At 61.6% G+C, this 13,188-nt stretch carries 11 protein-coding genes; 3 read left to right on the forward strand and 8 right to left on the reverse strand.

Annotated elements, in window-relative coordinates; genetic code table 11:
- Positions 1–5 precede the first annotated feature (5 nt).
- Positions 6–3,338: a helicase-related protein gene (locus tag ACPXYO_RS04000; RefSeq protein WP_423916837.1), complete on the forward strand. Its 3,333-nt coding sequence runs from the start codon at positions 6–8 to the stop codon at positions 3,336–3,338.
- Between the two features lie 246 nt (positions 3,339–3,584).
- On the opposite strand, the gene ACPXYO_RS04005 is transcribed toward ACPXYO_RS04000, so the two are convergent.
- The 8 genes from ACPXYO_RS04005 to ACPXYO_RS04040 form a co-directional block, all read right to left on the reverse strand.
- The gene (locus tag ACPXYO_RS04005; protein WP_423916838.1) at positions 3,585–3,812 is read right to left on the reverse strand and encodes a hypothetical protein; all 228 of its coding nucleotides are present in this window, start codon (positions 3,810–3,812) and stop codon (positions 3,585–3,587) included.
- A gap of 229 nt (positions 3,813–4,041) precedes the next feature.
- Positions 4,042–4,998 carry a hypothetical protein gene (locus ACPXYO_RS04010; RefSeq protein WP_423916840.1) on the reverse strand — a complete coding sequence of 319 codons (957 nt, stop codon included), beginning with the start codon at positions 4,996–4,998 and terminating at the stop codon, positions 4,042–4,044.
- 239 nt (positions 4,999–5,237) lie between these two features.
- Entirely contained in the window at positions 5,238–7,790 is a 2,553-nt protein-coding gene (locus ACPXYO_RS04015) for a hypothetical protein (RefSeq protein ID WP_423916842.1), read from the reverse strand.
- Between the two features lie 158 nt (positions 7,791–7,948).
- A complete protein-coding gene (locus ACPXYO_RS04020; RefSeq protein ID WP_423916844.1) occupies positions 7,949–9,163 on the reverse strand; it encodes an SAVED domain-containing protein in 1,215 nt (404 codons plus the stop codon).
- A gap of 6 nt (positions 9,164–9,169) precedes the next feature.
- A complete protein-coding gene (locus ACPXYO_RS04025; protein WP_423916846.1) occupies positions 9,170–10,057 on the reverse strand; it encodes a CBASS oligonucleotide cyclase in 888 nt (295 codons plus the stop codon).
- A 6-nt stretch (positions 10,058–10,063) separates the two neighbouring features.
- Positions 10,064–10,564 carry an HORMA domain containing protein gene (locus ACPXYO_RS04030; protein WP_423916848.1) on the reverse strand — a complete coding sequence of 167 codons (501 nt, stop codon included), beginning with the start codon at positions 10,562–10,564 and terminating at the stop codon, positions 10,064–10,066.
- A 1-nt stretch (position 10,565) separates the two neighbouring features.
- Positions 10,566–11,030, reverse strand: a complete 465-nt coding sequence (locus tag ACPXYO_RS04035) for a hypothetical protein (RefSeq protein ID WP_423916849.1) — start codon at positions 11,028–11,030, stop codon at positions 10,566–10,568.
- Positions 11,027–11,965, reverse strand: a complete 939-nt coding sequence (locus tag ACPXYO_RS04040; protein WP_423916850.1) for an AAA family ATPase — start codon at positions 11,963–11,965, stop codon at positions 11,027–11,029. The genes ACPXYO_RS04035 and ACPXYO_RS04040 overlap by 4 nt, the downstream gene beginning before the upstream one ends.
- 156 nt (positions 11,966–12,121) lie before the next feature.
- Here ACPXYO_RS04040 and ACPXYO_RS04045 point away from each other — a divergent pair, with 156 nt between their 5' ends.
- Together ACPXYO_RS04045 and ACPXYO_RS04050 are read left to right on the forward strand one after the other, a co-directional pair.
- Positions 12,122–12,592, forward strand: a complete 471-nt coding sequence (locus ACPXYO_RS04045; RefSeq protein WP_423916852.1) for a helix-turn-helix domain-containing protein — start codon at positions 12,122–12,124, stop codon at positions 12,590–12,592.
- Positions 12,593–12,597: 5 nt separating this feature from the next.
- On the forward strand, positions 12,598–13,161 hold the full coding sequence (locus ACPXYO_RS04050; RefSeq protein WP_423916854.1) for a PIN domain-containing protein: 564 nt from the start codon (positions 12,598–12,600) through the stop codon (positions 13,159–13,161).
- Positions 13,162–13,188 lie beyond the last annotated feature (27 nt).

The following is a 13,188-nucleotide window of genomic DNA, read 5'->3' on the forward strand; positions in this document are numbered from 1 at the left end:
TCCGCGTGCCCAAGATCCTCGACAACATTGCTCTTGAGACGCAACAAGAACTTCTTGACTCGTTGTCTTCTTCGTACCAGTTGGACGCAGCGATCGGCTATTTCAATCTCCGTGGCTGGGGGCTATTGGCCGAGGCGGTAGATGCGCTGCCGGCGCGGGCCGATGGGCCGAGGGCGCGGATTCTTGTTGGCATGCACGAAGCCCCGGCCGATGAAATGGCTCGATTGGCACGTCTTGAGCAAGCGACACCGATGGACAATGCGGGCGCTGCTCGTTTGAAGAACGAGACGGTCGGGGAGTATCGGGAGCAGTTGCAGGTCGGTTTGCCGACGTATGGCGATGAGGCAGCGCTGCGGACTCTGCTGCGTCAGATCGAGTCGGGGACCGTCGAGGTCCGGGTACACATGGCCCATCGGCTGCACGCCAAGCTGTATCTCTGCCATCGCGGCGATACTGCAGCGCCTCGCGTGGCGTATGTCGGGTCGTCGAACTTGACGAGCTCGGGGCTGCGAGAGCAGGGCGAGCTGAATGTGGACGTGGTGGACGGCGACGCCACCGAGAAGCTCGCTGGTTGGTTCGAGGACCGCTGGAACGACCCGCTCAGCGCTGACGCTGCACCCCAGCTAGCGGAGATTCTCAAGGGGTCGTGGGCTTCGGAGGAGCCACTCGATCCGTACTTGGTTTATCTGAAGATGGCCTACCACCTCTCGCAGGAGGCACGCGAAGGGCTTGTCGAGTACGGCTTGCCGGCGTCGATGCAGAACGAGCTTCTGGACTTCCAGGCGGCCGCGGTGAAGATCGCCGCCCGGATCGTGATGCAGAAGGGCGGGGCGATGATCGGCGATGTGGTCGGGCTGGGCAAGACGCTTGTCGGCACCGCGATCGCCCGGCTGCTCCAAGAAGAGCAGGGTTTCGAAACGCTGGTGGTCTGCCCCAAGAATCTGACCGAGATGTGGGAGTCGTACCTGCACCGCTATGAGGTGCGCGGCAAGGTGGAGTCATTGTCGATGGTTCACAAGAACCTGCCCGACGCCCGGCGCTACCGGCTGGTCATCATTGACGAGGCGCACAACCTCAGAAGCGACAAGCGCCGGGACCATCGGGTCATCAAGGACTACATCACCGATAACGACTCGCGGACGCTGCTGCTGACCGCGACCCCCTACAACAAGCAGCTCGGCGATCTGGCGTCGCAGCTGTCGCTGTTCATTCGTCCCGACGCCGATCTGGGTGTCCGACCCGAGCGGGCGATTGCTGAGATCGGCGAGGGCGACTTCTCGTATCTGTGCGACGGTCAGACCTCCTCTCTGGCGGCGTTCAGACGGTCCGAGCATCTGGAGGATTGGCAAGCACTCATGTCCCAGTACATGGTGCGTCGCACGCGCCGCTTCGTGGAAGACAACTACGCCCTCACCGATGAGCAAGGCCGGCGCTATCTGGAGTTCGGCACGGGCAAGCGGTTCCATTTCCCTGAGCGGACGCCCCAGCCGGTCGACTGGTATCTCACCGAGGACGACCCGGCACATGAAATGACCTCGGATCGCACCCTCGACGCGATCCGCGACCTGCGGCTGCCTCGCTACCAGCTCGGCTACTTCATCGACGAGGATTTCGTGCCCGGCGATGGGGACGAGCGACACCTAGTGGAGGACCTCGAGAACTCGGTGCAAGGCAACCTGGCGGGCTTCACCAGGATCACGATGTTCAAGCGGCTGTCGTCGTCGGGGCCAGCGTTTGTGGCGACCCTTCGGCGTCATCGACTTCGGAACCTGGTGGCGGCCTATGCGCTGGCGAACGGCTTGGACATGCCGATCGGCTCCGTTGACAACGTATTGTGGGCAGCCGAGACCGACCAAGAACTCGAAGACAGCGGCGAAGACGACGACAGCGACGGTGCTGCGCTGTTCGAAGCGGACGGCGACGTTGCAGCGAGCGCATACGACAAGCTGCGCGCCAAGAGCCCCAAATCGATCCGTTGGGCGCCGCCGCACATGTTCAGCTCCGATCTCGCCGACGAGCTGCGCGACGACGCGGGCATCATCAGTGAGCTGCTGGGCCGCTTCGGAGACTGGGACGCGGACCGCGACGGCAAGATCGCAGTACTGATGGACGTGCTCACGGTCCAGCATCCCCACGCCAAGGTGCTGATCTTCACCGAGGCTGCGGACACCGCTCGCTATGTGTCGGCAGAGCTAGTACGGCGCGGCGTCAGCGACGCAGGGCTCGTCACAGGCGATACCGAGAACCCCACCGCAGTGGCACAGCGATTCTCGCCGGTGTCGAACGGTTTCGGGGGAGACGGGAACCCGGTGCGGGACGAGCTGCGAGTGCTGGTGTCGACCGATGTGCTGTCGGAGGGCCAGAACCTCCAGGACGCGCACATCGTGGTCAACTACGACCTGCCGTGGGCGATCGTCAAGCTGGTGCAACGCGCCGGACGAGTCGACCGCATCGGACAGCGCTCGGCCGAAGTGCTGGTGGTGTCGCTGATGCCTGACGCCTCGGTAGAGAAAGAGATCGAGCTGCGAGGGCGCGTGATGCGCCGCCTGGGGGAGAACGCGCAACTGCTCGGCTCTGATGAGGCTTTCTTCGGTCACCACTCCGAGCGGCAGGTGATCTCAGGAGTATTCGACGAGTCGTCAGGTTTCGGGCTAGGCACCGGCGTGGACGAAGTGGACCCCGTGTCTATGGCATACGAGATCTGGCGTCACGCAGCCGACGCCGACCCTGACACGGCGGAGAGAGTCGCGACGCTGCCCAGTGTGGTGTACGCGACCAAACGGCTCGCCGACAGCCCAGCCGATGCGGTGCCCGGCGTGGTGATTCACACGCGAACCCACGCCGGCGCCGACGCGTTCGCGTTCATCGAACCCAGCGGAAGCGGACGGCGTGTCACCCCCCAAGAAGCGCTTCATCTCGCTGAATCCGAACCGTCCACGCCGTCGGCGCCACGCCTCAACGGCCACCACGACCTCGTCGCAGCAGCGCTGAGCGGCGCGCTGCGCACTCCGACAGGCCGCACCAGCGGTGCCCTGCAAGGTGTGCGCGGAAAGGTATGGAACCGTTTCGACGGCCAACTCGACAACTTCACTGACACCCTGTGGGTCACCAAAGCCGACCTCGAAGCCGCGCTGGACGCGATCAACGCACGTCCCTTGTACGACTCAGCCATCCAGCGGCTCGCCCGCGCTTTACGCGAACGCAGCGACGACGACCTCGCCGTGCTCATCGTGGACCTCCACAACGACGACCGGCTCTGCGTGCCTCCCGTCCCGCAGGGCGCCCACGCCGAACCCAACATCGTCTGCAGCATGGGCCTCCGTTCCGTAGACGGGTGATGACCGACGGCAGCACAGTGGCTTGACCGCCCGGGCGCGACAAAGCGGCATCAAGCGGACAACCCGGGGCGTGCCTCCTTGAGAGTCATGCGTAACGTGGCCTGATGCTGCAAGCGTTCATCTCGTGTGGGCCAGCGACGGGAACCCAGTGAAACGCCCCTAGATCGCTCCAAAGGAGATCGAGGGCTAGTTGCTGGTGCGCATCGGGGAGAACTTATGTGTGGCGGGCTGCTGATCGTGCAACCGCTATTGGGTGCTGATGCGCCACCATTCCCGCGTCGGGCTCACGGCCAGTCCTTGATCTTTCAGCTTCGATAGGGACCGGTGGATGCACGAACGCAGCGGGACTCGGTTGCTGACTGGGTACGGCCGCTGGTGCATCTCGGCGGGGTATCGCTGCGCCACCTCCTCATAGATGGTCCCGAGATGCACAGCGTTGGCATGCTCGCCAAATATGCGCGCGATAAGGGTCATGAGTTCGTTGTTGGTCGGGAGTTTGGGTTGCTGCGTGATGTATCGGAGGCCAACTGCGACGAAGCAGCCGAGCCAGTTGCGAGCGGTGGAGCATGGTGTCGCGGCCCTGTGCGGAGCGAGGGAGTTGAGCAGGACAACAGCGGCGGGAGGAGCGCAGTCCACTTTCCTCGGACCGCGTATCGTCACGCGCGACGAACGCAGCAGGCTCCGTGAGATTGAGCGCGCCGGACTAGGCAGTCAGCGTCAGGTCGGAGCGGAGCACCATGGTGCCGGCGATGATGTCGTAGATTGCGCGTCGGTCGCGGTGAAGGTACGCCACGCCGTAGTAGAGCAGCGCAAGCGTGCCCAGGACCTCGAGAACGATGTTGAGACCCGGGTTGGCACCGAAGAAGATCACGTCGACAGCGAGCAGCAGGCCGGTGAGGATGAGCGGTGCGTTGAACGCGAGCGACCGAATCGCGGAGACAGCCCACGGCGGTCTTCGCCGAGTCTTCACTGACACGACGCGTTCCGATGCGAGAGCGTGAACGGCCGAACGGCCAAATAGGGCGATGACGGCGCACTGATAGGCCACGCTTCCGAAAATGAGCGACGCAATGAAGCTGCTCGGGCTGAGCCAGCCCTCGTGGCCGCTGAACCGTGCAGCCAGGTGAACAGTGGCTGCGAGCAGGGGAATCGCCGCATAGAAAAGCAGTGTGCGAAGACCGGTCTTCTTGGTTTCGTGCCAAATGAGGTGCAGCGGTGCCGGTTTGGGGTTGTCGACCGATTCCTTCAGCACGGCGTAGGCCTCGCAGATCCGATTGCGAGTCACGAATCGCGCGACGGTGAGCATGATCGCTGTCAGTCGCAAGTGGTCTGTCAGCCAGTCGATTTGAATGGTTGCGTACGCCAGCCACAGCAGCAGAAGCAGTACCGAGACGCGATCCATCAGGACATGGATTTCGTGACTGCGGGGTCCGGCCGGGTCGTTGTCTGACAGTGGTGCTTCGGGCGCGAGGCCCTTGTAGGCCAGCATCGCCCCGATGACGATCAGTGCGACGCTGTAGCGGTGGTCTCCGTTCGCGAGCACGCTTTCCAGCGAGAGCGATATAGCGCCGATAACCAGCAACTGCCAGAGTCCGAACGCTCTGATGAGGGGATTGTCGCTGTTGGCGAAGCCCGCCCAGCCCATCGGTTCAAGCGTCATTGAGAACCTCCCGTTCTCGCGAACGATTGTTGCAATCAATGCTATTCGCCGTGTCGCGCGCCGATTGGGATGTTCTACGCCGTCGACTCGACTCCGCTCGACCAAAGTCTGCGCAACTCTCTGAGCGCACAGGGACCCGTAGTGTGAAGTTGGCAGAGCCTGCGCTGCAGTTCCGGTCTCTGGACGTGCTGTGATCGTCGGGCACGGGCGAAGGTAGCGGCACCCTTGAGGCGGAGCATCTATTTCGACTTTCGGCGCTTTCGAGGTGTTATGCGCGAGGGTGTTCTGGGTGGCGGTTTGGCCATGGATTGAAATGCGCCGTATGGTTTCAGGCCCACTTGCTTCACGATTGCATCGAGTTCAGCATCCTCGCCGGGACGGCGGTTGTCGTACATAAATGAGTGCGGTCTGCTCGATGGCTCCATACCGAATAGAACAGCTGCGCCGATCGCAGTTTGCATCTGGTGCTTCTTGGCGGCTACGTATCGCCGAATCGTTTCTTGCTCTCCCGCGTTTGTGTCGAGATCGTGTCCTACGACGAATACCAGGATGAAGCTGTTTGCAAATTGAGTTCCACCTGGAATGCAGGCGTCGTGAGCGCGTCCGTCTTCATGAGCTCGAGATCGGAGTTGCTCTATTGTGCGCAAATAGCTCTCCTGGGTCGCGCCCGACGATTCCAACAGCGTTGTTCCGACAGCTAGCCATCCCGGCTCCTGCATTTCGGCGAGTGCATCGACTATCTGTGCAATCCCGGGCGTGACGCTCTTGGATGGCCGATCAGCTAGTTCGGATCGATGGCGTTGTTCGTAGAAGTACCATGCGTCAAGCTGGTCCGTTCTGCTAAGGAGCACTCTTGGTTGTTGGCGCCTGTACTTCCGTTTGGCAGCCGTGGTCGGTTCACCGAATTGCGGCAACTGCCGCTTGATTTCTTCGGGATCGGGGTCCACATATAGGCCGGTCACGAAGTACTCGAGGAACAGATCGAGTTCATCGTTCGCTTGATAGAAGCGAGTGACCTCTGGCAGAGTGCGGCGGCGCAAGTACAAGATAAGGTCGGCTGGGCGTTCGATAAGCTCGCTGATGATCCGGAGATCGTAGAGCCATACCGTCCAAGGTATTGATCGTTTGTCTATGAGCCCGGCGTCGATAAGTTCAGCCGTGACGGTCGCGATGCCGGACAGGTCTTCGAGGCTCACTGCTATAGCGTGGACTTCGCGAATATTCGTGAGATCCAGCCATGTTCGATCTTTCAGTCGCAGACCTCGGTCCTCGTGGATAAGGTCGCGTAGCCGCGTGGCTTGGTCTGCCGCTCGGCGCACGATGCTCTTTAGGCCTTGGTTCAGTACTTGTTGGTTGCCGCTGCGGGCCTTGGGCCGCAGCGTGTTCGACTTTGCCTCAACGACGATCGCGATGTCGTCTATCAACAGTAGTGCGTCGCACTCGACCAGCACGGTGTAGCTTGCGGGCGCGTCTTCTGACGGCGCGGCGGACGAGTCGGGAGCCATGTACTTGAGGTTGTGGTGATGTGCCGCCGCAGGCAGCATGGAGAGCATCAGCTGGATGGTGGCATCCTCCAAGTAGTCGCCCCGGTGTTGCGAGTACTTGTTCCATGACGCCGAGTTCTTAAGCTTCTCTTCGACAACTTCGCGGACTGCGTGTATGCCGTAAGGCCCGTGTGCAGAGAAGCCAACACCATTCCGGTCACGGAGTTTGGGCGACAGGCGGAGCGGGGCGGGATCGGCTCTCAGAGCCTTCACTCTGTCTTGTGAGCTAGCAGCTTGGAAGGGGAATTCGAACAGCTTGAGCACTCGCTCGATAATTTCGGGGGAGAGTCCTGTCCTTGTGGCCAGCGCCGCGGCATCGAACGTCGAATCTGCACCGATACGTGACCAAAGCTGGTTGTCGGCGCGCTGAACCGCCGCGGCGATCAGTTGCTGCACCTCCTGACTGAGGCTGTCCACACCTGGTGGCGGCGTGTCTTCTGTCCGGCGGCTAAACCTGTCGCCCCCTTGCGCAACGATGGAAACCAATTCCGTGCGGACGAATTCTTGAAAGCGTCGCGACGATGCTTCCCCGAGGACTTCCACCTCTCGGAACACTGCGCACGCTTGTTGGACAGTGAACCCGAGTTCCTTCAAGCACAAGGTTTCCACTTCGGGTGCGCCGAATAGAGTAACGAGGCTGTCGCGAATCATATGAGGATATGCGGGATTCCGTACAGTCATGAGATGAACCCGTGCTCGCTGCGCTAGCCACTCATCGGGTCCGAACGGTCCGGTGCCCAATGACTCGACAACGGCGAGCGTAGAAATCAGATCCGCAGCGATGCGCCCTTGGTTGACGATTTGCTGGACAGCTTGACCGAAGTCCATTTCGGCTGCAGAAAGCTCTGCTTCGGTTCCCGAATCGCGTGAACTGGTTGCCAGAATGTACGCAATGAGTTCGATTACTGCACCGCGGCCTTCTGTTTCTGATTCCTTGTACTCGTTTGGATCTGCCGCCAGCTCATCGAAACGCACACGCTCCAAGATGTCGAATATCGGAAAGGCCCGCGCAACTCGCTCGATGTCGTCCATTGCCGCAGTAATGTCATCCGTGATCCGCTCGACGGCCTCTTCCTTGCTCTCAGTACCGGTCAAGTACCCTTGCGCATATTGTAGGAAGCGTTGCCAAGCGGACTGCATCACACGCACAGCCATGGGCAGCTCTGCTGGGTCGACCTCGGAGATCGGAGTAGCCCGCGAGCGTGCTTTGGCCCGCTTGCGCTTCTTGTGATCAGCTTTCTTGGACATCGTTGAACCGTCTCAGCATTCGACTAAGTGTCGCTTCGCGTGAAGTTGTATGCGCGTGATGCGGGCGGGCGCCCGAGTGCCGTGTGTTGCTGGTGCTGGGCGGTCGGCCACGGCCAGAATGCACTGAGAACGAATGGCCGTCGAGTGCACCACACGTGCTATGGGGCCGCATGGGGGATCGTCAAGGCCGCGGTGTATCGGGCGCCGTCAAGTTCATAGCAGGTGACATTGGCGCCGAGTGCCGTGAGGTGATGGCCAAGAAGCGCAGCGAATGCGGCTGGAGTGGCCTGCGTCAGGTGAATCGTGGCGGGACGGAGGGCGGCGTGAGCTTTGCGGATGAGGTTTGCAGCCCAGCGCGCGGAACTGGCTATCTCGGCCGGCGAGAGGTCGACGCCTGAGACCCGACGACTCAAGCTGATTCGGCCACCGACCCGTGGGAGGCTCGCGGCCAGCTGGCTGGTGAGGTCCGCGACGTCGTGGCCGAGCAGGTCAATGTCGACAATGAGGTCACCGGATTCGTTGTAGTGGTCGAAGTCTCCCTTGAGATGGGACCCGAGGTCGGTGTCGGCGGGCCTGATTGGGCCATGCCGAGTGGTGAAGGCGGGCAACCATCTGGTGGCCTGATGAAAGACTCGACCAGTTGCGAAAGCGGCGCTGAGGTGGCATCGGAGGTCGACTGTGATGCGGTGATCGGTGATTGTTGGCGCAAGAACTGCAGCGACTCCATGTAGGGCACCCAAGAACCTTGCCCAACTGGTAGTCCTGTTCGGGTTGCGGTCACCGCCGAGCAGGCGTGTGCCGTCAATGGTGAGGCGGCGTGGAGGCGGCTTTGTTCCGCGGGTCGCGACGAACAAATCGATCGGTACTGCTGGAGGTTGGCGATCAGTCAGAGCACGAAGGGCACTGTTGGCGACGAGCGCCGCTTCGTGATGGGTGATGTGGGGCGTGGCTTGATCGAGGGGGGTAATCCAGAGACTGGCGATGTCCTCGCCGGTTTGCCGACGGATGATCTCTGCTGCGGCATTGCGATCTCCGAGACCATGGGCGAGTGCGAGAATGACCGGGGTGTCAACGGCTCCGGGTCTGAGATTCTCGCGGCGCTGGCGCAGAGCCGGCCGCAGCTCGCCAACGAGCGCGGGCCGCGGCTGGTCGTCCGGGCGATCCAGGTAGAGGCTGCTTGGGGTGAGGTAGGCGACGAAGACGTCGCAGGCGTCAACAGCGCTGGCCATGTTGGCGGGGATGCGGCTGCCGTGGGTGAAGCTGTGACGATCGTGAATTACGCGGAAACCGCGAAGAGCCAACTCGTCGTGGATGAGCTCGGCGGCGACGTCATCACGCCAAGAATAGCTGACCATCGCTACAGGTGAGTCCATCGGCCCTCAGCTCTTGGCAAAAGCCGTGCCAAAAAGTTGTTGCCACACGTCGAGCGCAGCCCCGGTATGGCCGGCACGATCGTGATTCAGGGCGCTTGTGCAGGCCGCCTCGGCTTGTTTGAGCGCAAGGCGAGCCGTAGCGAGTTGACCGGCGTCGGCATTCATGCGATCACTTACGGGGTGGCCTAGGCCAGCAGGGTCGTCCCAGGTCTGGTCGATCGCATCGATTGCGGTGGCGAACCAGGCCTTGAGTTCACGTGGGTAGGAGCCACCCCAGTCCGCGACGATTTCGAGCGACATGACCTCGATGAGGAACGAGGGCTTGATCGGCTTGTCGTGGTGCTCGTTCCACTTCTTGATCATCTTGACGACCGGTTTCCAATGGCCGCCGAAAGCGGCGTTGGCGGCCGTGGCTTTGGTGGCATGAACCTGAGGGTCGGTCGGCATCCAGTCGCCGGTCGTGCGATCGGGGATGAGGTAGTGCCCACCATTGCCGAAGGCTGGCGTGACGTCGAAAGACATAACGGCATCGGTGAGGTCATCGACGAGTTTGACGCCGAAATCTACGCGCACTGACCGTCGTTGAAGAGCCACGCGCTGTTCGCCGTACTCGGTGGCCAGAGCCGTCCGCACGGAGGTCAGGATGCTGTCGGGGTGTTTGTCTTGGTAGTGCGCTTCGGCGTCTCCAAGCTGAACGAAGATGTCGACATCGTGGAGGGGTTTGGTCTTGGTATGGCGACTGTAGGAGCCAGTGAGGAAGTCATGTTTGACGTCGAACGCGTCGTCCATGACCGTACGGATTCGTTGTTGGCGGCTCGCGGCGTCGGCTTGCTCGGTGCCGCTTAGCTCAAGCCGGTTCTTGAACTTGGTGAATGCTTGGGGTATGGAGAGCATGTGGGTCTACTTCCAAACGCCTAGAGAAGCACCGAGGCTGCCGCCGCCGACGGTCGCGCCGAGGCTTCGTCGGGTGAGTCCGCTGGTCGAACGCAGCGCGCCTTTGCTCCAGCCGGCGACATCAGGTCGCCCGGCGCTGGTTCGCGCGAGGATGTCGTACGTGCAGTTCCTTGGAAGTTCTCCGCTCTTCTTGAGCGCATAGGCGACAGTGTCAGGGTCGATCCACAGGTCGCCGTCTCCACCAGGGTTGTATCCGTAGTCAATGTCGAAGTCGAAGCACCGGATCAACCTGTGGCTAGATCTTGAGTAAATCTCAAGAATGAGGCGTTCGAGATGGCCGCTGCCGAGCCATGTCGCGACGCCGCGTTCGAGGGTCTGCCACTGGCCGATGAGCTTGGCGGCGTCGAGCCCGCAGCCGACCACCAGCTGCTTGAGGCTGCGGATGAGGTTCGTGGCGACGTGGGTCGTGGCATAGGTGTGCACGTTGACCTGTACGGCAGTTGCCATGTCATGTCTCCAATGCCGTGAGATCGATCATCAACGATTTGTGGTCGACGGGTTGTCCCGCGAGTGACTGGCCCGTGGGTGTCGTGGCAGGGTCGTAGACGGTCACGTGGACGACAGAGGCAAGCACAGCCTCGGCTAGGTCGTAGTCGGACCCGGTCGCTGGAATCGACAGCCGCCAATCGTCGTCGGCGGTGATCATGAGGGGCTGTTCGATGACGGTGGAACCGTCGATCGCGTCGTTGCCATGGAGCGTGTAGATGCGGATCTGCGGCCCACAGCCGGTGATCACGATCGGGTCGGTCTTGGTGTGCTCTTCGGCGATGAGCATGCATGCCGTGTTGGCTGCGAGATCGAGTTGATGCGTGATGTTCTGGCCGGCGACGCTGACGAGATCACGAATGAGCGACCAAGTGTCTGTCGCGGTGCGAATCGGTGTCGACGCGATTCGGCGAGCAATTGTCGTCATAGCGCCCCGTTTGTGGCGTCGCCGATAGCGGCTTGGAGATCGTCGAACGTGATCTCGCCGGGATCGACGGTCGACACTGCGTTGCGGCCAGCTGCAGCGGCGATGACTTTGCGGAGTCGACGACCGTCGAGTCCTTCGGAGACGGCCGCAGCCCGATCGAGGAGGTCGTCAGCGAGTAGGCGCCGTGCCCCTGGGTATGCCTCGGCGAGTGCGGTGATCGTGTCGGCGAGGATGGCCTTGCGGGCCTGAAGCGTCGGAAGATCGACCGAGATCACGAGGTCGGCCCGGCTCATGAGTGCGCCATCGATCGCTGCTGGAAAGTTTGATGTGGCCACGAATAGAACGTCTCGGCGAGTACGTGCCACCCGGTCGAGGCCGATGAGGGCTGCGTCCACCGCCCGATGAACGTCTGCGGGGTTGGCGTCGAAGCTCAATTGACCGCGATCCGTTGCGATGGTCTCGACCTCGTCGAGTAGCACCACAAGGGGTCCTCCGGCGGCGACCTCGGCAATGGTGGTGTCGAACAGCTGTTGGACCGCCTGCTGGCTTCGGCCCAACGACGAGCTTGCCAAGGTGTGGGCGTCGATCTCGAGATAGGCGAACTGGCTGGGACCGCAGATGAGCTTGGCCAAGCGGTCTGCCAATCCTCGAGCGAGGGTGGTCTTGCCGGTACCTGGTGGTCCAACGAGGAGGATCACGCCATGGAGTGGCAAACGCTCGAATGCGATGCTGCGGCGAAGGACGAATCCGGCAGCGGCCGTCTGAGCGATTCGGTTCTTGTCGCCGTTGGGCAATACCACGGCGTCCCAGTAAGCGGCGAAGTCGGCGTCTGGAAGCAGGCGTGCATCGCTGAGTCCGGCGTGATCCAGCGACGGGAGGGGCCGTAGCTGCTGCGCCGCTGGTGCTGTGGAGCGGAGATGTCCGTTTCTGCTCACCAGGTGTCACCTATCGTTCGGCTCAAGGCCAGCTTACACATGTGGTGTTCGAAAATTGCGAATAGCGCTTGGGATTCGAGCGTTTCGAATATTGCGAAAATAACGATACCCTGCTACCGTGCCCGAAAGGCACTAGCGGCCCGCGGAGGTGCACCGATGGCACAAGGATCAGTTAGGGAACTCGAACTGCTCGACGAGCATGGAGCCGAGCAAGCTGCTGACGCTGTTGAACAGCTGACGGCGTTTCTCCGGGCGCACCCAACGCCGACGACGCACGTGCAGCTGGTGAGCGAGGATCCTGACGGAGCGACCCGGATTGTCGTTCCGTCGGTGGCATTCCGGTTTTTTGTCGACGTTCTCGCTGAGCTGGCGAATGGAAACGCAGTCACGGTTGCTCCGGTTCATGCTGAGCTCACCACACAACAGGCAGCGGACATCTTGAATGTGAGTCGGCCGTACCTCGTCAAGCTGCTCGACGAGCGGGAGATCCCGTACCGGCGCGTCGGCAATCGGCGCAAGGTGCTGCTGGTTGATCTAGTTGAGTACAAGCGCCGCGATGAGGCGATGCGGCGAGAGATCGCAGATGAACTCACTCGTGAGGCTCAAGAGATCGCGCAGAGCTACTAACGATCATGACGTTCGTCGCCTTGTACGACGCCAACGTCCTCTATCCGGGATCGTTGCGTGATCTTCTGGTGAGACTTGGTCAATCCCGATTGTTTCAAGCAAAGTGGACTGATCAGATCCTTGATGAGACATTCTCCGCGATCGTCCGAGACCAGCCCGAGCTGGCCGACAAGTTGGGGCGGACGCGTGAATTGATGAACAACGCGCTCACCGACGCACAGGTCACCGGCTACGAGTCCCTGACAGAGGGATTGGTGCTACCTGACGCAGCAGATCGCCACATCCTGGCGGCCGCCATCGTCTGTAACGCCCAAGTGATCGTAACCGCCAATCTGCGTCACTTCCCCGACGAATCACTAGCACCGTTCGACATTGAGGCGCAGAGTCCTGATGAGTTCGTGATCAATGTGCTTGAACTCGCGCCGGCTCGAGTCATCGGCATCATCAAGGATCAGGCTCGTGCGCTCACAAGGCCTGAAATGACATTTGAAGAACTCCTTGAACGGCTTCGAGACGTAGGTCTCCCTCGCACCGTGGCGGCGATACGTCAACAGTTCGGGCCACCCTGACGGTGTGCTTCTGGCGTGGCGTGACGC

It is taken from the genome of Candidatus Poriferisodalis sp. (assembly GCF_965237655.1).
Taxonomy (GTDB): Bacteria; Actinomycetota; Acidimicrobiia; order Acidimicrobiales; family Poriferisodalaceae; genus Poriferisodalis.